The following is a 21,322-nucleotide window of genomic DNA, read 5'->3' on the forward strand; positions in this document are numbered from 1 at the left end:
GATCAACAATAACGATTATGCTCACCAGCCAGACCGAGCCATACGCTCAGTCTTGTGTAGTTTTACTACTCGTATATACATTCGAAAGGCTGAAATGGCCGACGATTTGTAGTAAAACTACAGGACGCCGAAGCAACCTTCGGCCATCCAAGAATTTATGTCGTCTGCCCACAAGGCCAGTCGCAAACTTCAGGCAACCGATTCTGGTAGCCTTTCCGCCCTGGAGCAAGCCATGCAAGACCTCGATCCCGTCGAAACCCAGGAATGGCTGGACGCCCTGGAATCGGTTCTCGACAAAGAAGGCGAAGACCGTGCGCATTACCTGATGACCCGTATGGGCGAACTCGCGACCCGCAGCGGCTCGCAACTGCCCTACGCCATCACCACGCCATACCGCAACACCATCCCCGTTACCCACGAAGCACGCATGCCTGGCGACCTGTTCATGGAACGCCGCATTCGCTCGCTGGTACGCTGGAACGCGATGGCGATGGTTATGCGCACGAACTTGAAAGATTCTGACCTGGGCGGTCACATCTCCAGCTTCGCTTCCAGCGCAACCCTGTATGACATCGGCTTCAACTACTTCTTCCAGGCCCCGACCGAAGAACACGGCGGCGACCTGATCTACTTCCAGGGCCACACCTCGCCAGGCGTCTACGCCCGTGCGTTCATGGAAGGTCGCATCACCGAAGACCAGATGAACAACTTCCGCCAGGAAGTCGACGGTGGCGGCCTGTCGTCGTACCCGCACCCTTGGCTGATGCCTGACTTCTGGCAGTTCCCGACTGTATCCATGGGCCTGGGCCCGATCCAGGCGATCTACCAGGCACGCTTCATGAAGTACCTGGAAGCCCGTGGCTTCATCCCCGAAGGCAAGCAGAAAGTCTGGTGCTTCCTGGGCGACGGCGAGTGCGACGAGCCGGAATCCCTGGGCGCCATCTCCCTGGCCGGCCGCGAGAAGCTGGACAACCTGATCTTCGTCATCAACTGCAACCTGCAGCGCCTCGACGGCCCGGTTCGCGGCAACGGCAAGATCATCCAGGAACTCGAAGGCGTGTTCCGCGGTGCCCAATGGAACGTGACCAAAGTCATCTGGGGCCGTTTCTGGGACCCACTGCTGGCCAAGGACGTCGACGGCATCCTGCAACGTCGCATGGACGAAGTCATCGACGGCGAGTACCAGAACTACAAGGCCAAAGACGGCGCGTTCGTACGTGAACACTTCTTCAACACGCCTGAACTCAAGGCGATGGTTGCCGACCTGTCCGACGACGAGATCTGGAAACTCAACCGTGGCGGCCACGACCCGTACAAGGTCTACGCGGCATACCACGAAGCGGTCAACCACAAAGAACAACCGACCGTCATCCTGGCCAAGACCATCAAGGGTTATGGCACCGGTGCCGGCGAAGCGAAGAACACTGCGCACAACACCAAGAAAGTCGACGTCGACAGCCTGAAGTTGTTCCGCGACCGCTTCGACATCCCGGTCAAGGACGAAGAGCTGGAGAACCTGCCGTTCTTCAAGCCCGAGCCAAACAGCGCCGAAGCCCGCTACCTCAGCGAGCGTCGCACTGCACTGGGCGGTTTCGTGCCACAGCGCCGCGCCCAGAGCTTCAGCGTACCGACGCCACCACTCGATACCCTCAAGGCTATCCTGGACGGCTCGGGCGACCGTGAAATCTCCACCACCATGGCTTTCGTGCGGATCCTCGCGCAGTTGGTCAAGGACAAGGAAATCGGCCCGCGCATCGTCCCGATCATCCCGGACGAAGCCCGTACCTTCGGTATGGAAGGCATGTTCCGCCAGTTGGGCATCTACTCCTCCGTCGGCCAGCTCTACGAGCCAGTCGATAAAGACCAGGTGATGTTCTACAAGGAAGACAAGAAGGGCCAGATCCTCGAAGAAGGTATCAACGAAGCGGGCGCCATGAGCTCCTTCATCGCTGCCGGTACTTCGTACTCCAGCCACAACCAGCCGATGCTGCCGTTCTACATCTTCTACTCGATGTTCGGCTTCCAGCGTATTGGCGACCTGGCCTGGGCAGCAGGCGACAGCCGTACCCGTGGCTTCCTGATCGGCGGTACTGCCGGGCGGACCACGCTGAACGGCGAAGGCCTGCAACACGAAGACGGTCACAGCCACATCCTGGCTGCCACCATCCCGAACTGCCGCACCTTTGATCCAACCTACGGCTACGAGCTGGCGGTGATCATCCAGGACGGCATGAAGAAGATGACCGAAGAGCAGCAGGACGTTTTCTACTACATCACCGTGATGAACGAGTCCTACCAGCAACCAGCCATGCCGGCCGGTGTTGAAGAAGGCATCATCAAGGGCATGTACCTGCTCGAAGAAGACACCAAGGAAGCGGCACACCACGTACAGCTGATGGGCTCCGGCACCATCCTGCGCGAAGTGCGTGAAGCGGCGAAGATCCTGCGTGAAGAGTTCAACGTCGGTGCTGACGTATGGAGCGTTACCAGCTTCAACGAACTGCGTCGCGACGGCCTGGCCGTGGAACGCAGCAACCGCCTACACCCAGGCCAGAAGCCTGCGCGCAGCTACGTCGAAGAGTGCCTGACCGGCCGTAAAGGTCCAGTCATCGCCTCTACCGACTACATGAAACTGTTTGCTGAACAAATTCGCCAGTGGGTCCCGTCCAAGGAATTCAAAGTCCTGGGCACCGACGGTTTCGGCCGCAGTGACAGCCGCAAGAAGCTGCGTCACTTCTTCGAGGTCGACCGTCACTTCGTGGTGTTGGCAGCCCTGGAAGCCTTGGCTGACCGTGGTGAAATCGAACCCAAGGTGGTAGCAGACGCTATCGTCAAGTTCGGGATCAACCCGGAAAAACGCAACCCACTGGACTGCTGAGGAGATTTTTTGTGAGCGAACTCATTCGCGTACCTGACATCGGCAGCGGTGAAGGTGAAGTAATCGAGCTGTTTGTAAAGGTCGGCGACACCGTCGAAGCCGACCAGAGCATCCTGACCCTGGAGTCGGACAAGGCGAGCATGGAAATCCCTGCTCCCAAGGCTGGCGTGGTCAAGAGCCTGAAAGTGAAGCTGGGCGACCGCCTGAAAGAAGGCGACGAACTGCTGGAGCTGGAAATCGAAGGTGCCGCTGATGCGGCCCCGGCGGCGGCGCCTGCTGCCGCTGCTGCACCGGCGCAGGCTGAAAAGCCAGCGGCGGCTGCCGAGGCCCCTGCGGCCCCGGCGGCTGCACCGGCGGCGGCGACTGTCCAGGACATTCACGTCCCGGACATCGGTTCGTCGGGCAAGGCCAAGATCATCGAGCTGCTGGTCAAGGTCGGCGACACTGTCGAAGCCGACCAGTCGCTGATCACCCTGGAGTCCGACAAGGCCTCCATGGAAATCCCATCGCCGGCTGCCGGCGTCGTGGAAAGCATCGCGGTTAAGCTCGAAGACGAAGTCGGCACTGGCGACTTCATCCTCAAGCTGAAAGTACAAGGCGCTGCGCCTGCTGCTGCCCCGGCGCCGGCCGCTGCTCCTGCTGCCAAGGCTGAAGCTGCACCGGCTGCCGCCGCCCCGGCTCCTGCGGCAAAAGCCGAGGCCGCACCGGCCCCGGCGGCTGCCCCAGCGCCAAGTGGTGCCAAGGCTCACGCCGGCCCTGCCGTGCGTCAACTGGCCCGTGAGTTCGGCGTCGAGCTGAGCGCTGTCAGCCCTACCGGCCCACACGGTCGTGTGCTCAAGGAAGACGTGCAGGTCTACGTCAAATCCATGATGCAGAAGGCCAAGGAAGCTCCGGCTGCCGGCGCTGCTACCGGTGGCTCGGGCATTCCGCCGATCCGCACCGTAGACTTCAGCCGCTTCGGCGAAATCGAAGAAGTGCCGATGACGCGCCTGATGCAAATCGGCGCAGCCGGTCTGCACGCCAGCTGGCTGAACATTCCGCACGTGACCCAGTTCGACCAGGCCGACATTACCGACCTGGAAGCTTTCCGCGTTGCGCAGAAAGCCGTGGCCGAAAAGGCCGGCGTGAAACTGACCGTGCTGCCACTGCTGCTCAAGGCCTGCGCGCACCTGCTCAAGGAACTGCCGGACTTCAACAGTTCGCTGGCACCAAGCGGCAAGGCGATCATTCGTAAGAAATACGTGCACATCGGCTTCGCGGTCGACACCCCGGATGGCCTGCTGGTACCGGTCATCAAGAACGTCGACCAGAAGAGCCTGCTGCAACTGGCTGGCGAAGCGGCTGCACTGGCTGCCAAGGCCCGCGACAAGAAGCTGACTCCGGACGACATGCAAGGCGCCTGCTTCACCATCTCCAGCCTCGGGCACATTGGCGGTACTGGCTTCACGCCAATCGTCAACGCGCCGGAAGTGGCGATCCTTGGTGTTTCCAAGGCCACCATCCAGCCTGTGTGGGACGGCAAGGCCTTCCAGCCGAAGCTGATGCTGCCACTGTCGCTGTCCTACGATCACCGTGTGATCAATGGCGCGGCCGCTGCACGCTTCACCCAGCGCCTGAGCCAGTTGCTCAACGACATCCGCACCATCCTGCTGTAAGCCGCAGCAGCCTCCCCTTCACCGGGGAGGCTGGTTGCAACGATTTCCGAGCGCCACGCTCGTACCTCAACCCCGCCAATTTGGCGGGGCTTTTTTTGCCTGTGGTTTGCAGGAGCCGGCTCCTACAGGGAATCGACAGACCATCTATCAGGCCGACTGTAGAAAACCGCCCTGCGGCCGATAACCCACTTATAGCACTTAGCCTTCATCCTCTCTTGTCAGTCCGCGCTGCATGATGCAACCTTGCCGCAGACAGCAGCAAAGAGGGCGATAGCCCGGCGCGATGCGCATTTTTCCAAGCGAGTTCCCCCATGAAAAGCCAACCCGATGTCGCCCGAACGGCGGCCGAGGTCGTGACGCAATTACCGGTGCCTTCGCGCCTCGGTATGCTGCGTTTCGAGCGGCTGAATGAGGCTAGCTGGGCGCTGCTGTACCTCGACCCCAATTGTGAACGCCAATTCGGCTTGCCCGCAGTAGAGCTGTGCTCGCTGATCGGCTCGCCCTACGCCAGCCTGATGGAACCCCAGGCGCGCTATCAGTTGCACGACACGATCCAGCAGCAACTGACCACCAGCCCCCATTACCTGGTGCGCTACACCCTGCACACCAACGACGGCCCGCTGAGCCTGCTGGAGGTCGGCGAGGCCTACAAGCAACACAATCGCCACCTGCTGCGCGGCTACCTGATGGTGGTGGACGGTTTATTCAGCAACCTGGCGCCGCTGCCCGCCGCCGACCTGGAAGACCAGAACAGCCGCCTGCAGATCGCCCTGGAGCTCAACCAGCGCGCCCAACAGGAGCAGTTGCAGCACCTGGAGCGGGTGCGCGCCCAGCAGGAACTGATCCTGCTGCTGGCCCGCCAGCGCTACAGCACCAACAACTCCCTGCAAGAAGCCGCCGAACTGATCACCCGCAGTGCCTGTGACATCTACCAGATCGACTGCGCCAGCATCTGGAACCTCGAAGGCCAGCAGTTGGTGCCGATCTCTGCGTTTCATCGCGCCGACCAGCAACACCATATGCCGGCGCCGATCGATGCCAGTGGCTTCCCGGACTACCTCGAAGCCCTGCAGAGCTGCCGCGCCATCGATGCCGGCAATGCGATGCGCGACCCGCGCACCCGGGACATGGTCGAAAGCCTGCGGCCCATGGACATCCACGCCATGCTCGACGCCAGCATCCGCGTCGATGGCCAGGTGGTGGGCGTACTGTGCCTGGAACAAAGCGCTGGCACCCGGGACTGGCTGTCCGATGAAATCGCCTTTGCCGGCGAATTGGCCGACCAGTTCGCCCAGGTCATCAACAACCATAACCGGCGCACCGCCACCAGCGCCCTGCACCTGTTCCAGCGCGCCGTGGAGCAAAGTGCCAATGCCTTCCTGCTGGTCAATTGCGACGGCGTGGTGGAGTACGTCAACCCCAGTTTCACCGCGATCACCCAGTACAGCACCGAGGAAGTCCACGGCCATCGCCTGGCCCAGTTGCCGGCCCTGGAAAACCTCAGCGAACTGCTGTTCGACGCGCCCTCCAGCCTTGCCAAGAGCAACAGTTGGCAGGGCGAGTTCAAGAGCCGGCGCAAAAACCTCGAACCGTACTGGGGCCAGCTGTCGATCTCCAAGGTGTATGGCGACAACCGCGAACTGACCCACTACATCGGCATCTACGAAGACATCACCCAGACCAAGCTGGCCCAGCAGCGTATCGAGCGCCTGGCCTACACCGACAACCTGACCAACCTGGGTAATCGCCCGGCGTTTATCCGCAACCTCGACGAACGCTTCGCCCGCGACAGCGACGCGCCCATCAGCCTGCTGCTGGTGGATATCGACAACTTCAAGCGGATCAACGACAGCCTCGGCCACCAGACCGGCGACAAGCTGCTGATCAGCCTGGCCCGACGCCTGCGCAACAGCCTCAATGCCGGCGGCAGCCTGGCACGCTTTGCCAGTAACGAATTTGCGGTGCTGCTCGACAACGCCGACCTTGAGGCCGGCCAGCAAATGGCCTGCCAGTTGCTGATGACCCTCGACAAACCGATGTTCGTCGACAACCAGTTGATCAGCGTCACCGGCTCCGTGGGCCTGGCCTGCGCGCCGCTGCATGGCCGCGACCCGCAGACCCTGATGCGCAACGCCGGCCTGGCGCTGCACAAGGCCAAGGCCAACGGCAAGCACCAGGTACAGGTGTTTACCGAGGCCCTGAATGCCGAGGCCAGTTACAAACTGTTCGTCGAAAACAACCTGCGCCGCGCCCTGACCCAGAACGAGCTGGACGTGTTCTATCAGCCCAAGCTGTGCCTGCGCAGCGGGCGCCTGCTGGGTATGGAGGCGCTGCTGCGCTGGAACCACCCGGAAAAGGGCATGATCCGCCCGGACCAGTTCATCAGCGTCGCCGAAGAGACCGGCCTGATCATCCCCATCGGCAAATGGATCGCGCGCCAGGCCTGCCGCATGAGCAAGCAGTTGAGCGCCGCCGGCCTGGGCAACCTGCAGGTGGCGATCAACCTGTCGCCCAAGCAGTTTTCCGACCCGGACCTGGTGGCCTCCATCGCCAGCATCCTCAAGGAAGAACAGCTGCCGGCCAACCTGCTGGAGCTGGAGCTGACCGAGGGCCTGCTGCTGGAAGCCACCGAAGACACGCGCCTGCAACTGGACCAGTTGAAGAGCTTTGGCCTGACCCTGGCCATGGATGATTTCGGCACCGGTTACTCGTCCCTCAGTTACCTGAAGAAATTCCCCATCGACATCATCAAGATCGACCGCAGCTTTATCCATGAGATCCCGGACAACCAGGACGACATGGAAATCACCTCAGCAGTGATCGCCATGGCGCACAACCTCAAGCTCAAGGTGGTCGCCGAAGGCATCGAGACCGCCGAACAACTGGCGTTCCTGCGCCGCCATCGGTGCGACGTCGGCCAGGGCTACCTGTTCGACCGGCCAATTCCCGGCTCCGAGTTGCTAGAGAAGCTCAAACGCTATCCGCGCGGGCCAATCGCCTGACAGCGCTGTAACACTCGGGCACACTGGTGGTCTGAACTGTTAACTCAACCTGACGAGAGGACTGATCATGGTCTTGCGCTCGGAAATCCTGGTGAATAAAAACGTGCTGCCTACTGCCGAACAAGCCTTGCCTGGCCGTGAAACCCCGATGAACCTGCCCGAGACGCACTTCGTCAACGGTAACCCGCTGTTGGGCCCGTTTATGGACGATGTGGGCTTTGCGATCTTTGGCCTCGGTTGTTTCTGGGGCGCCGAGCGCAAGTTCTGGCAGCGCGACGGCGTGGTCAGCACGGTGGTCGGCTACGCCGGCGGCTTCACGCCAAACCCGACCTATGAAGAAGTCTGCTCGGGCCTGACCGGCCATAGCGAAGTGGTGCTGGTGGTGTATGACCAGGCCAAGCTCAAGTACGAAGACCTGTTGAAGATGTTCTGGGAACTGCACAACCCGACCCAGGGCATGCGCCAGGGCAATGATATCGGCAGCCAGTATCGCTCGGTGATCTATGCCACCACGCCTGAGCAACTGGACGCGGCGCAGGCCAGTGCACAGGCTTATCAGGAAGAACTGACCAAGGCTGGCCTGGGCGAGATCACCACGCAAATCGACCAGGCGCCAACAGTGTACTTCGCCGAGGCCTACCACCAGCAGTACCTGGCGAAGAACCCGCAGGGTTACTGCGGGATCGGCGGTACTGGCGTGACCTGCCCGATCTGACCTCAAAAGCATCGCGGGCAAGCCCGCTCCCACATGGGATCGCATAACCATGTGGGAGCGGGCTTGCCCGCGATAGCAATCTAAACAGCGATGCCGTTATTCGGCGATCAACCAATCCATCTGCCAGCCACCCTGGGTCTGCCCCAGTTTCTTTGACAGCCACGGCAGCAGCTCACGCAGTTCCTCCTCCAGCCCCCACGGCGGGTTGGCAATCGCCAGGCCCGAGCCGGTCAGGGTGTTGGGCGTGTCCAGCGGATGCACCAGCAATTCCACACGCAGCAGCTTCGGCGCGCCGGTGCCGGCCAGGTCCTGGTAGAAGCGGCGCAACATGCGCTGATCCTTCACCGGGTACCAGATCGCGGCGACCGTCTGGCGCATGCGGCCCACGGCTTCCTTGAGGGAGGCGGCGCAGCGCTGCATCTCGTCGAGTTGCTCGAAGGGTGGGTCGATCAGCATCAACGCGCGCTTTTCCGGCACCGGCAGCAAGGCCCGTGGCACGTGCCAACCTTCGCCCAGATGGACCTTCACACGCCGATCGCCCTTCATGTTGTCCTTGAGCAACACACCGTCTTCGGGATGTTTTTCGTTGAGCAGTACGCGGTCCTGGGGCCGGGTCAGGCGCCGCGCCAGCTCTGGCGAACCGGGGTAATAGCGCAATTGGCCATCCGGGTTCATCTCGTGCAGCACCTGCATGTAGTCGGCGGTCAGCGCCGGCAGGTCCGCCTCGCCCCACAGGCGGGCGATGCCTTCCAGGTATTCACCGGTGCGGTTGGCCTGGTCGCCTTGCAGGTCGTACAGACCAATCCCGGCGTGGGTGTCGAGATAGGCAAACGGCTGCTCCTTGCGCGACATCAGGGCGATGAGGCGGGTCAAGGTCAGGTGTTTGAAGACATCGGCATGGTTGCCGGCGTGAAAGGCGTGACGATAATTCATGGTTGCTCCTGCGCAGGGGGCGAAGTTTACCTTTTACGCGGGCAAAGGTGCAGGGCTGCATGCTGGGCGGTGCTTATGTCGCAAATGTAGGAACAGCAGCGAAAACGTTCTAGCGAGTTATGTGCGAGCGGGCTTGCCCGCGATGCAGGCGACGCGGTATTACCCGTACTCTGCGCTGATGCCATCGCAGGCAAGCCAGCTCCTACCTTATCCGGGGCTGCCCCATGCAATCCAGGGAGGTCAGTAACACTCATGAAAGACGCCACAATCGCATTGCATCACGGCTTCAAGTCGGACCCGACCACCAAGGCCGTCGCCGTGCCGATCTACCAGAACGTCGCGTTCGAGTTCGATAACGCCCAGCACGGCGCCGACCTGTTCAACCTCGACGTGCCCGGCAACATCTACACACGGATCATGAACCCCACCAACGATGTGCTGGAGCAGCGCATGGCGGCGCTGGAAGGCGGGATCGCTGCCCTGGCCGTGTCGGCGGGCAGCGCGGCGATCCACTATGCCATCCAGGCCCTGACCCGCGCCGGCGACAATATCGTCTCCACCCCGCAGTTGTACGGCGGCACCTACACCCTGTTCGCCCACCTGCTGCCGAGCTTCGGCGTAGACGTGCGCTTCGCCCGTGATGACTCGGCCGAGGCCATCGCCGAGCTGATCGACGACAACACCAAGCTGGTGTACTGCGAAAGCATCGGCAACCCGGCCGGCAATATCGTCGACCTGCAGGCCCTGGCCGACGTCGCCCATGCCCGCGGCGTACCGCTGATGGTGGATAACACCGTCGCCACGCCGATCCTGTGCAAGCCGATCCAGTTTGGCGCGGACATCGTCGTGCATTCCCTGACCAAGTATGTCGGCGGCCACGGCAACTCCCTGGGCGGAGTGATCGTCGACAGCGGTACCTTCCCCTGGACCGACTACCCGCACAAATTCCCCGGCCTCAACCAGCCGGAGCCGGCCTACCACGGTGTTGTGTACAGCGAAAAATTCGGCCCGGCGGCCTTTATCGCCCGTGCCCGCACCGTACCGCTGCGCAACACCGGCGCAGCCTTGGCGCCAATGAACGCCTTCCTGCTGCTGCAAGGCCTGGAAACCCTTGCCCTGCGCATGGAGCGCCATACCGAGAACGCGCTGAAAGTCGCGCAGTTCCTGCAAGCCCACGAGCAGGTGGAATGGGTCAGCTACGCCGGCCTGCCGGATCACCCGCACCATCACCTGGCGCAAAAGTACATGCAGGGCAAACCCTCGGCGATCCTGTCCTTCGGCCTCAAGGGCGGCTATGCGGCCGGTGTGCGTTTCTACGATGCGCTGCAAATCTTCAAGCGCCTGGTGAATATCGGCGATGCCAAATCCCTGGCCTGCCATCCGGCGTCCACCACCCACCGGCAGATGAACGAAGACGAGCAAGCCAAGGCCGGGGTACGCCCGGAGATGATCCGCCTGTCGGTGGGCATCGAGGCGATTGAAGACCTGCTCGATGACCTGCAACAGTCACTGAACGCCTGACTCACCCGCGCACGCAGCCAGGCAAGGCTGGCGTGGCTGCGTGCGCTACAGGCAATTTCAGTAAATCCCGACACAAAAAAAGGCCCGCCATCCAAGGATGCGGGCCTTTTTCAGTTCACCTGGCCATCAAGGCCAACACGAACGCCTCATTTGTTGAGGTTGTAGTCTTTCTCGGCAGCAGTGAAGCGCTCAACCATACCGGCAGTCGGGGCGCCCATCTTGCTCACGAAGTAGATCGCCAGGCTGGCGAACAGGAAGCCTGGGATGATTTCGTACAGACCCAGCAGTTCGAAGTGTTTCCACACGATCACGGTGATCGCGCCGACCAGGATCCCGGCCAGTGCGCCGTTGCGGGTCATGCCTTTCCACAGGACCGAGATCAGCACCACAGGACCGAACGCAGCGCCGAAGCCGGCCCAAGCGTAGCTCACCAGGCCCAGTACGCGGTTTTCCGGGTTGGCGGCCATTGCGATCGCGATCAACGCCACCACCAGCACCATGATCCGGCCGACCCATACCAGCTCAAGCTGGGACGCGCCCTTGCGCAGGAACGCCTTGTAGAAGTCTTCGGTCAGGGCGCTGGAGCACACCAGCAGTTGGCAGCTCAGGGTGCTCATCACGGCAGCCAGGATGGCCGACAGCAGCACGCCAGCAATCCACGGGTTGAACAGCAGCTTGGCCAGTTCGATGAACACACGCTCAGGGTTTTCGGTCACGGGACCGGCGACTTCAGGGTGTGCCGAGAAGTAGGCAATACCGAAGAAGCCTACCGCCACGGTGCCGGCCAGGCACAGGATCATCCAGGTCATGGAGATACGACGGGCATTGGCAATCGACTTGACCGAATCCGCCGCCATGAACCGCGCGAGGATGTGCGGCTGGCCGAAGTAGCCCAGGCCCCAGCCCATCAGCGAGATGATGCCGATGAAGGTGGTGTTTTTGAGCATGTCGAAGTTGGTTGGATCGTTCGCTTCGATAGCCAGGAACGTGGTATCGACACCGCCGGTGGCCAACAGCACGATGATTGGCGTGAGAATCAACGCGAAGATCATCAGCGTAGCTTGTACGGTATCTGTCCAGCTCACTGCCAGGAAACCACCGATGAAGGTGTAGGCAATCGTCGCCGCAGCACCGGCCCACAGCGCAGTCCCGTAGGACATGCCAAAGGTGCTTTCGAACAGACGCGCACCCGCGACGATGCCGGAGGCGCAGTAGATGGTGAAGAACACCAGGATCACTACCGCCGAGATAATCCGCAGCAGGCCGCTTTTGTCTTCAAAGCGGCTGGAGAAGTAGTCCGGCAGGGTCAGGGCGTCGCCGTTGTGTTCGGTCTGCACGCGCAGGCGACCGGCCACAAACAGCCAGTTCAGGTAAGCACCGACGATCAGGCCGATGGCGATCCAGCTTTCCGATAGGCCCGACATGTAGATGGCGCCCGGCAGGCCCATCAACAACCAGCCGCTCATATCCGAGGCGCCAGCCGAGAGTGCGGTAACGACGCTGCCGAGGCTGCGACCACCGAGGATGTAATCGGAAAGGTTATTGGTGGAGCGATAGGCCATGAGACCGATCAGCACCATTGCGGCGATGTAGATCACAAATGTGATCAGGGTTGGATTACTTACGCTCATTGAGTTACGCCCTGGCTTTGTTTTTATGTAGCGGCGGTCTGTCAGCTCTTGTAGACGAAGCTGCATGCCGCGCATTTATGACTGACGTTTCCCCAGGAAAGCCATCAGCCGATGAACCGAACTTTACAATTGGTTGCACCTTGGCCGCGAATGCTATTCAACAAAGCAAATAAGGTGCAACCAGTTTCTTGAGAATTAGTTGCACCTGTAGGCGTTTTTCGGCAAATGGCAGTTTTTTGCTCCTTTTCGGAGCAAGAACAGCCAAATCCAGAAGTAAATGCACCAACAACAAGCCGATTCCGTCGAGTGAAAATGAATTCTGACGAGCAGTGCGGATTTCCTGAAGAAAATGGGTTGCACCCGGTTGCACCTCGTACGGCGCAAAGCTAATCTTGCGGCCAGCTGATGCCACGCAGTAGTGGCACCCATGAGGATAAAAATATGGCTACGACCACCCTTGGGGTCAAACTCGATGACCCGACCCGCGAACGCCTGAAGGCCGCCGCGACCTCCATTGATCGCACGCCGCACTGGCTGATCAAGCAGGCAATTTTCAATTACCTGGAGAAACTGGAGGGTGGTGCAACCCTGACCGAACTCAACGGTTCGGGCCTCAAGGACGCGGACGACGCCGGTGAGGTGCAGAACGACCACGCCCACCAGTGCTTCCTCGAATTTGCCGAAAGCATCCTGCCGCAATCGGTGCTGCGCGCCTCGATCACTGCCGCCTACCGCCGCCCTGAGCCGGAAGTGGTGCCGATGCTGATCGAGCAGGCCCGCCTGCCGGCCCAGATGGCCGAAGCCACCAACAAGCTGGCCGCCTCGATTGCCGAAAAACTGCGTAACCAGAAGAGCGCCGGCGGCCGTGCCGGTATCGTCCAGGGCCTGCTGCAGGAATTTTCCCTGTCGTCCCAGGAAGGCGTGGCGCTGATGTGCCTGGCCGAAGCGCTGCTGCGTATCCCTGACAAAGGCACCCGTGACGCGCTGATCCGCGACAAGATCAGCACCGGCAACTGGCAGCCGCACCTGGGCAACAGCCCGTCGCTGTTCGTCAACGCCGCCACCTGGGGCCTGCTGCTGACCGGCAAACTGGTCGCCACCCACAACGAGGCCGGCCTGACCTCCTCCCTGAGCCGCATCATCGGCAAGAGCGGCGAGCCGATGATCCGCAAGGGCGTCGACATGGCCATGCGCCTGATGGGCGAGCAGTTCGTCACCGGCGAAACCATCGCCGAAGCCCTGGCCAACGCGAGCAAGTTCGAAGCCAAGGGCTTCCGCTATTCCTACGACATGCTCGGTGAAGCTGCACTGACCGAACACGATGCACAGAAGTACCTGGCCTCGTACGAACAAGCCATTCACTCCATCGGCAAAGCCTCTCACGGCCGTGGGATTTATGAAGGCCCGGGCATCTCCATCAAGCTGTCGGCCCTGCACCCGCGCTACAGCCGTGCCCAGTACGAGCGCGTGATGGACGAGCTGTACCCGCGCCTGCTGTCCCTGACCCTGCTGGCCAAGCAATACGACATCGGCCTGAACATCGATGCCGAAGAAGCCGACCGCCTGGAGCTGTCCCTGGACCTGCTCGAGCGCCTGTGCTTCGAGCCGCAACTGACCGGCTGGAACGGTATCGGTTTCGTGATCCAGGCCTACCAGAAGCGCTGCCCGTACGTGATCGACTACGTGATCGACCTGGCACGCCGCAGCCGTCACCGCCTGATGATCCGCCTGGTAAAAGGTGCGTACTGGGACAGCGAGATCAAGCGCGCCCAGGTCGAAGGCCTGGAAGGCTACCCGGTCTACACCCGCAAGGTGTACACCGACGTTTCCTACATCGCCTGCGCACGCAAGCTGCTGTCGGTACCGGAAGTCATCTACCCGCAGTTCGCCACGCACAACGCCCACACCCTGTCGGCCATCTACCATATTGCCGGCCAGAACTATTACCCCGGCCAGTACGAGTTCCAGTGCCTGCACGGCATGGGTGAACCGCTGTACGAACAGGTTGTAGGCAAGGTTTCCGAAGGAAAGCTGAACCGTCCGTGCCGCGTGTACGCTCCGGTCGGCACCCACGAAACACTGCTGGCCTACCTGGTGCGTCGCCTGCTGGAAAACGGCGCCAACACCTCGTTCGTCAACCGGATCGCCGACCAATCCATCTCGATCCAGGAGCTGGTGGCCGATCCAGTGGCCAGCATCGAGCAGATGGCTACGCTGGAAGGCGGCTTCGGCCTGCCGCACCCGCGTATCCCACTGCCGCGCGACCTGTATGGCAGCGAGCGCGCCAACTCGGCCGGTATCGACCTGGCCAACGAACACCGCCTGGCGTCGCTGTCCTGCGCCTTGCTGGCCACCGCGCACAACAACTGGAAAGCCGCGCCGATGCTCGGCTGTGCTTCGAGCAATGAAGCCGCTGTGCCGGTACTGAACCCGTCCGACCTGCGGGATGTAGTCGGCCATGTCCAGGAAGCCACGGTCGAAGACGTGGACAACGCGATCCAGTGCGCCCTCAACGCCGCACCGATCTGGCAGGCCACCCCGCCGGCCGAACGCGCCGCGATCCTGGAACGTGCCGCCGACTTGATGGAAGGCGAGATCCAGCCGCTGATGGGCCTGTTGGCCCGCGAAGCCGGCAAGACCTTCGCCAACGCCATCGCCGAAGTGCGTGAAGCCGTGGACTTCCTGCGCTACTACGCAGTGCAGGCGCGTAACGACTTCACCAACGACGCCCACCGCCCACTGGGCCCGGTAGTCTGCATCAGCCCGTGGAACTTCCCGCTGGCGATCTTCAGCGGCCAAGTCGCCGCCGCACTCGCCGCCGGCAACCCGGTACTGGCCAAGCCGGCCGAACAAACCCCGCTGGTTGCCGCGCAAGCCGTGCGCCTGCTGCTGGAAGCCGGCATCCCGGAAGGCGTGCTGCAACTGCTGCCGGGCCAGGGCGAAAGCGTCGGTGCCCGCCTGGTGGGTGATGATCGCGTCAAAGGCGTGATGTTCACCGGCTCCACCGAAGTGGCGCGCCTGCTGCAACGCAACGTCGCCGGGCGCCTGGATGCCCAGGGCCGCCCAATCCCGCTGATCGCCGAAACCGGTGGCCAGAACGCGATGATCGTCGACTCCTCGGCCCTGACCGAACAGGTGGTGATCGACGTCGTGTCCTCGGCCTTCGACAGTGCCGGCCAGCGTTGCTCTGCCTTGCGCGTACTGTGCCTGCAGGAAGATTCGGCAGACCGCGTCATCGAAATGCTCAAGGGCGCCATGGCCGAATGCCGTCTCGGCAATCCGGAGCGCCTGTCCGTGGATATCGGCCCGGTAATTGACGCCGAAGCCAAGGCGGGCATCGAGAAACACATCCAGGCCATGCGCGACAAGGGTCGCACCGTGTATCAGGTGGCAATCGCCGACAGCGAAGAAATCAAGCGCGGCACCTTCGTGATGCCAACCCTGATCGAGCTGGAAAGCTTCGACGAGCTGCAACGGGAGATCTTCGGCCCGGTCCTGCACGTGGTGCGCTACAAGCGTAAGGAAATCGACCAGTTGATCGGTCAGATCAATGCTTCTGGCTACGGTCTGACCCTGGGCGTGCACACCCGTATCGACGAGACCATCGCCAAGGTGATCGACAACGTCCATGCCGGTAACGTCTACGTCAACCGCAACATCGTCGGGGCCGTGGTCGGCGTGCAGCCATTCGGCGGCGAAGGCTTGTCGGGCACCGGTCCGAAAGCCGGTGGCCCGCTGTACCTGTACCGCCTGCTGTCGACACGTCCTACCGATGCGATCGAGCAATCCTTCGTACGGGGTGACGCACTGGCCGCGCCGGATGTACGTCTGCGTGACGCCATGAGCCAACCGCTGACCGCCCTGAAAACCTGGGCCGAGAGCAATAAGTTCAGCGACCTGGGCGCCCTGTGCAACCAGTTCGCCGCTCAATCGCAAAGCGGTATCACCCGCCTGCTGGCCGGCCCGACCGGCGAGCGCAACAGCTACGCCATCCTGCCCCGCGAGCACGTTCTGTGCCTGGCAGAGGTGGAAGGCGATCTGCTGGCGCAACTGGCGGCGGTATTGGCTGTAGGCAGCTCGGCGGTATGGCCGGAAACTGACCTGACCAAGGCGCTGTTCCCACGGCTGCCGAAGGAAGTTCAGGCGAAGATCCAGCGCGTGGCCGACTGGACCAAGGACGAAGTGATCTTCGATGCGGTCCTGCACCATGGCGATTGCGACCAACTGCGCGGGGTTTGCCAGCAAGTGGCGCAGCGTAGCGGCGCGATTGTCGGGGTCAACGGCCTGTCTTCGGGCGAAACCAACATTGCGTTGGAGCGCCTGGTGATCGAACGTGCATTGAGCGTCAACACCGCTGCGGCGGGTGGTAACGCAAGCTTGATGACCATCGGCTAATCAATCCAGTGGGGCACCTGCAATGGGTGCCCCACTGCATTGCATGGGTCGAAACCGGATAAATGTGGGAGCGGGCTTGCCTGCGATAGTGGCGCGTCAGCCAAGCAAATATTGCCTGGTCTACCGCCATCGCCGGCAAGCCAGCTCCCACATTGACCGCGTCATACCTTTGCGCTGTGTTTTGCTGCTCCATCACCCAGATCAATCTTGCTATCGCGCCTCTATTCGCGCACTTAGACTGCGGCCTATTCCCACATAGGTAAGCCGCCATGTCCGAGACGCTCCTCAGTTCCCGCAATCTGGCTTTCGAGCTGTATGAAGTCCTCGATGCCGAGGGCTTGACCCAGCGCGAGCGGTTTGCCGAACATAATCGCGAAACCTTCGATGCCGCCATCGGCACCGCCCGCAGCATCGCCGAAAAGTACTTCGCCCCGCACAACCGCAAAGGTGACGAAAACGAACCGCGCTACGAAGACGGCCAGGCGATCCTGATCCCGGAGGTGAAACCTGCCGTGGATGCCTTCCTCGAAGCCGGCTTTCTGAATGCGGCGCGCAGTTTCGAAGCCGGGGGCATGCAACTGCCGACACTGCTGTCCCAGGCCTGCTTTGCGCATTTCCAGTCAGCCAATGCGGCTTCCACTTCGTACCCGTTCCTGACCATGGGCGCGGCCAATCTGATCGAAAGTTTTGGCACCGAGGAGCAGAAGCAGCGTTTTCTGCAACCGATGATCGAAGGCCGGTTCTTCGGCACCATGGCCTTGACCGAGCCCCATGCCGGCTCGTCGCTGTCGGATATCCGCACCCGCGCCGAGCCGGCGGCGGACGGCACCTACCGGCTCAAGGGCAACAAGATCTTTATCTCCGGTGGCGACCACCCGCTGTCGGAAAACATCGTGCACATGGTCCTGGCCAAACTGCCGGACGCACCCGCTGGGGTGAAGGGAATTTCGCTGTTTATCGTGCCCAAGTTCCTGGTCAACGAGGACGGCAGCCTGGGCCAGCGCAATGATGTGCTGCTGGCCGGGCTGTTCCACAAAATGGGTTGGCGCGGCACCACTTCGACGGCGCTGAATTTCGGCGATAACGGCGAGTGTGTCGGCTATCTGGTGGGCAAGCCGCACCAAGGCCTGGCGTGTATGTTCCAAATGATGAACGAGGCACGGATTGGCGTCGGCATGGGCGCGGTGATGCTTGGCTACGCCGGCTACCTGTATTCCCTGGAATACGCCCGGGAACGCCCGCAAGGCCGCCTGCCGGACAGCAAGGACCCGAACACCGCACCGGTGTCGATCATCCAGCACGCCGATATCAAGCGCATGCTGCTCACGCAAAAAGCCTATGTGGAAGGCGCCTTCGACCTGGGCCTGTACGCCGCGCGGCTGTTCGATGACACCACCACCCTGGACAACGAAACCGCGCGCAAGCAGGCCCATGAATTGCTCGATCTGCTGACGCCGATCGTCAAGTCCTGGCCGTCGGAGTTCTGCCTCAAGGCCAACGAACTGGCGATCCAGATTCTCGGCGGCCACGGCTACACCCGCGAATACCCGGTGGAGCAGTACTACCGCGACAACCGTCTGAACCCGATCCACGAAGGCACCCACGGCATCCAGTCCCTGGACCTGCTGGGGCGCAAGCTGGGGCAAAACGGCGGCGCGGGCTTGAAACAGTTGATTCGCCTGATCGCCGAGACGGGCGCACGGTCGCAGGAATATCCGTCACTCACGCCATTGCGCGAGCCGCTGGAGCAACTGGTGGCACGCCTGCAAAGGGTGACCCTGGGACTGTTGACGGATCTCGCCCAGGGCAAGGTCAACAGCAGCCTGGCGAACTCGGCGCTGTACCTGAAAGTGTTTGGGCATACGGTGATTGGCTGGCGCTGGCTGGAACAGGCGATCCGCGCCGAAGAAGGGTTGGCCAGGGGCAATGCGGCGGATGTGGCCTTCTATAAAGGCAAGCTGCAAGCGGCCCGGTACTTCCTGACGTGGGAAGTACCGGGCTGCCATCATGAACTGTCGATCCTGGAAACTCGGGACGATACGTGCCTGGCCATGCAGGATGAATGGTTCTGATCAGGGCTGGCCGATGGCCTTGGCAATCACGTCGACCGTGGCGCTGACTTGCTCTTGGTAACGGTCGAGTTCCTGCTGGTGACGCTGCTGCATGTCGATCTGCTCGGCACATAGATTCAGCGCCGCCAGCACCAGCAGCTTGTCGCCGATCAGGGTCGGGTACTTCTGCTTGGTGGTGGCCAGGGACGCCTTGAGCAGGGTCACGGCCTTGAGCAGGGTGTTGTCTTCCCCGTCCGGTGCCTTGATCGAGTAATCCTCACCGAGAATCGAAACGACCTTTATCCCTTCACTCATGCGCTCACAGGACCTGCGCTCACACGCTCAACCAACGCCTGGATACGGGCTGCGGTGGCGCCCTGCTTTTCTTCCTGTTCCATCAGGTTCAGTTGCAAGCTGTCGTTCTCATCCTTGGCGCGGGCCAGTTCCGCCTTGAGGGATTCGTTGGTGCCCAGCAATGCTTGATTCTGCTGCACCAGGTCACTGACCAGTTGTTCCAGTTGGCTGAGGGATGTTTCTAACATTTTGAATTCTCGGGCTTTTTCAAAGGGCGGTGACGATAAAGAAAATTCACCGTGGAAGCCAGGGTTATCCTGGCGCGCAGCCCCGATTTCACGGGTCAGGCCACGCTGTGGAGCCTTAGTGACTGCATTTACGCCATCTGGTTCCTGAATCCATTCCAATGCGCGCAAGGTGCGACAAAAGCGCACAGCCCCTCAAGACTTTAGTCGTATGTCCGATAGGTCATGCTTACCCCGCCTCAAAGCCGCACGGATCGCGCCTCTCCCAGGACCATTGCATGTCTCTTCGTAATATGAATATCGCGCCGCGCGCGTTTCTCGGCTTCGCGTGCATTGGTGCGCTGATGTTGTTTCTCGGTATTTTTGCGCTGAACCAGATGAGCAAGATCCGTGGCGCCACCGAAGACATCACCCTGCGCAGCGTGCCGAGCATTCGCGCGCTGGACGACTTCACCCAACTGACCCTGCGCCTGCGCGTGCTGTCCTACCGCTTGCTGACCAACCGCGAGCCGGATGTGCAACAAAAGACCCTGGAAGCCTTTGAATTGCGCAACCAGCAGATTCGTGCCGCCCAGAGCGTGTACGAAAAGCTGATCGACAGCCGCGAGGAGCGCTCGGCCTACGACGATTATGTGCGCCTGCTGGGCCAGTACCGGCAGATCGAAGAGCGGATGAAGAGCCTGTCGCGCAACAATCAGACCGAAGAGCTGCGCACCTTGCTCAACACCGAACTGCTGAGCAACTCCGAGGCGGTCAACGCGGTGCTGACGCGCCTGCTGGACATCAACAATTCGATGGCCAACGACAGCAACCAGAAAGCTGCCGATCAATATGATTCAGCCTTTGACCTGGTAGTGGCCCTGCTGGTGCTGGCCACGGCGCTGACTGTGCTGTTTGCCTGGCTGCTGACCCGCAGCATCACCCTGCCCATTGCCCAGGCCCTGGACGCCGCCGAGAACATTGCCGAAGGCAACCTGACCCAGCCGATCAAGGTCGATGGCGACGACGAAGCCGGCCGTCTGTTGCGCGCGATGAATAAAATGCAGGAGAAATTGCGCGACACCCTGCAGCGCATTTCCGGCTCGGCCACTCAACTGGCCTCGGCTGCCGAAGAGCTGAACGCCGTCACCGACGAAAGCGCCCGTGGCCTGACCCAGCAGAACAACGAAATCGAGCAGGCAGCCACCGCTGTCAACGAGATGACCAGCGCCGTCGAAGAAGTCGCGCGCAATGCGGTCAGCACCTCCGAGGCCTCGAAAAACGCCACCACCTCGGCCGGCGATGGCCGCGACCTGGTGCAGGAAACCGTCAGCGCCATCGAACGCATGAGCGGCGATGTACAGGGCACCGCCACCCTGATCGGCGCCCTGGCCGAAGAATCGCGGGATATCGGCAAGGTGCTGGATGTGATTCGCGGCCTGGCCGACCAGACCAACCTGCTGGCCCTCAACGCCGCCATCGAAGCGGCGCGTGCCGGGGAAGCCGGGCGTGGTTTTGCGGTGGTTGCCGATGAAGTGCGGGCCCTGGCCCATCGCACCCAGCAATCGACCAGTGAAATCGAGCGGATGATCGGCAGTATCCAGGCCGGCACTGAACAGGCAGTGGACTCGATGCGCAACAGCACCGAGCGCGCCGAGTCGACGCTCAATATCGCCAAAGGCGCAGGGATGTCCCTGGATACCATCAATAGCGCGATTATCGAGATCAACGAGCGCAACCTGGTGATCGCCAGCGCCGCCGAAGAGCAGGCCCAGGTCGCGCGGGAAGTGGACCGCAACCTGGTGAACATCCGCGACTTGTCGGTGCAATCGGCCACGGGCGCCAGCCAGACCAGTGCGGCCAGCGGCGAGTTGTCACGCCTGGCGGTGGATTTGAATGGGATGGTGGGGCGTTTCCGCCTCTGAAATACAGTCACCCCCTGTAGGATCTGGCTTGCCTGCGATGGCAGCGCCGCGGTGAGCCTGATTCACCGCGGCGCTGCCATCGCAGGCAAGCCAGATCC

The 21,322-nt window shown here is 61.7% G+C and carries 13 protein-coding genes; 8 read left to right on the forward strand and 5 right to left on the reverse strand.

Annotation, left to right across the window (positions count from 1 at the left end; translation table 11 throughout):
* Positions 1–232: 232 nt before the first annotated feature.
* The 4 genes from aceE to msrA all read left to right on the forward strand — a co-directional run bounded on the left by aceE (position 233) and on the right by msrA (position 8,250).
* Positions 233–2,878, forward strand: a complete 2,646-nt coding sequence (aceE, locus tag HBO11_RS21265; RefSeq protein ID WP_169952306.1) for a pyruvate dehydrogenase (acetyl-transferring), homodimeric type — start codon at positions 233–235, stop codon at positions 2,876–2,878.
* Positions 2,879–2,889: 11 nt separating this feature from the next.
* Positions 2,890–4,533 (forward strand): dihydrolipoyllysine-residue acetyltransferase, encoded by a 1,644-nt coding sequence (aceF, locus tag HBO11_RS21270; protein WP_169952308.1) that lies wholly within the window; start codon positions 2,890–2,892, stop codon positions 4,531–4,533.
* Positions 4,534–4,844: 311 nt separating this feature from the next.
* Positions 4,845–7,535, forward strand: a complete 2,691-nt coding sequence (locus HBO11_RS21275; RefSeq protein WP_169952310.1) for a GGDEF and EAL domain-containing protein — start codon at positions 4,845–4,847, stop codon at positions 7,533–7,535.
* Positions 7,536–7,602: 67 nt separating this feature from the next.
* The gene (gene msrA, locus HBO11_RS21280) at positions 7,603–8,250 is read left to right on the forward strand and encodes a peptide-methionine (S)-S-oxide reductase MsrA (RefSeq protein WP_169952312.1); all 648 of its coding nucleotides are present in this window, start codon (positions 7,603–7,605) and stop codon (positions 8,248–8,250) included.
* Positions 8,251–8,346: 96 nt separating this feature from the next.
* Here msrA and rlmJ read toward each other — a convergent pair whose 3' ends face one another.
* Positions 8,347–9,183, reverse strand: a complete 837-nt coding sequence (rlmJ, locus tag HBO11_RS21285; protein WP_032862126.1) for a 23S rRNA (adenine(2030)-N(6))-methyltransferase RlmJ — start codon at positions 9,181–9,183, stop codon at positions 8,347–8,349.
* Positions 9,184–9,435: 252 nt separating this feature from the next.
* Here rlmJ and HBO11_RS21290 point away from each other — a divergent pair, with 252 nt between their 5' ends.
* Entirely contained in the window at positions 9,436–10,704 is a 1,269-nt protein-coding gene (locus HBO11_RS21290; RefSeq protein WP_169952314.1) for an aminotransferase class V-fold PLP-dependent enzyme, read from the forward strand.
* 146 nt (positions 10,705–10,850) lie between these two features.
* Here HBO11_RS21290 and putP read toward each other — a convergent pair whose 3' ends face one another.
* Complete coding sequence (gene putP, locus HBO11_RS21295; protein WP_169952316.1) at positions 10,851–12,335, reverse strand: sodium/proline symporter PutP; 1,485 nt, start codon at positions 12,333–12,335, stop codon at positions 10,851–10,853.
* A gap of 157 nt (positions 12,336–12,492) precedes the next feature.
* On the reverse strand, positions 12,493–12,747 hold the full coding sequence (locus tag HBO11_RS21300; protein ID WP_169951992.1) for a hypothetical protein: 255 nt from the start codon (positions 12,745–12,747) through the stop codon (positions 12,493–12,495).
* A 29-nt stretch (positions 12,748–12,776) separates the two neighbouring features.
* On the opposite strand from HBO11_RS21300, the gene putA reads away from it, so the two are divergent.
* Both putA and HBO11_RS21310 read left to right on the forward strand, forming a co-directional pair.
* Positions 12,777–16,730, forward strand: a complete 3,954-nt coding sequence (putA, locus tag HBO11_RS21305; RefSeq protein WP_169952318.1) for a trifunctional transcriptional regulator/proline dehydrogenase/L-glutamate gamma-semialdehyde dehydrogenase — start codon at positions 12,777–12,779, stop codon at positions 16,728–16,730.
* A 269-nt stretch (positions 16,731–16,999) separates the two neighbouring features.
* A complete protein-coding gene (locus tag HBO11_RS21310; protein ID WP_169952320.1) occupies positions 17,000–18,802 on the forward strand; it encodes an acyl-CoA dehydrogenase in 1,803 nt (600 codons plus the stop codon).
* Here the strand turns inward: HBO11_RS21310 and HBO11_RS21315 are convergent, their stop codons facing one another.
* Both HBO11_RS21315 and HBO11_RS21320 read right to left on the reverse strand, forming a co-directional pair.
* Positions 18,803–19,096 carry a cell division protein ZapA gene (locus HBO11_RS21315; protein WP_169952322.1) on the reverse strand — a complete coding sequence of 98 codons (294 nt, stop codon included), beginning with the start codon at positions 19,094–19,096 and terminating at the stop codon, positions 18,803–18,805. It lies immediately after the preceding gene.
* Complete coding sequence (locus HBO11_RS21320; RefSeq protein ID WP_029299225.1) at positions 19,093–19,323, reverse strand: hypothetical protein; 231 nt, start codon at positions 19,321–19,323, stop codon at positions 19,093–19,095. The genes HBO11_RS21315 and HBO11_RS21320 overlap by 4 nt, the downstream gene beginning before the upstream one ends.
* Before the next feature lie 275 nt (positions 19,324–19,598).
* On the opposite strand from HBO11_RS21320, the gene HBO11_RS21325 reads away from it, so the two are divergent.
* Entirely contained in the window at positions 19,599–21,224 is a 1,626-nt protein-coding gene (locus HBO11_RS21325) for a methyl-accepting chemotaxis protein (RefSeq protein WP_169952324.1), read from the forward strand.
* The last annotated feature ends 98 nt before the right edge of the window (positions 21,225–21,322 follow it).

Source organism: Pseudomonas sp. WS 5010 (genome assembly GCF_012985565.1).
Lineage (GTDB): Bacteria > Pseudomonadota > Gammaproteobacteria > Pseudomonadales > Pseudomonadaceae > Aquipseudomonas.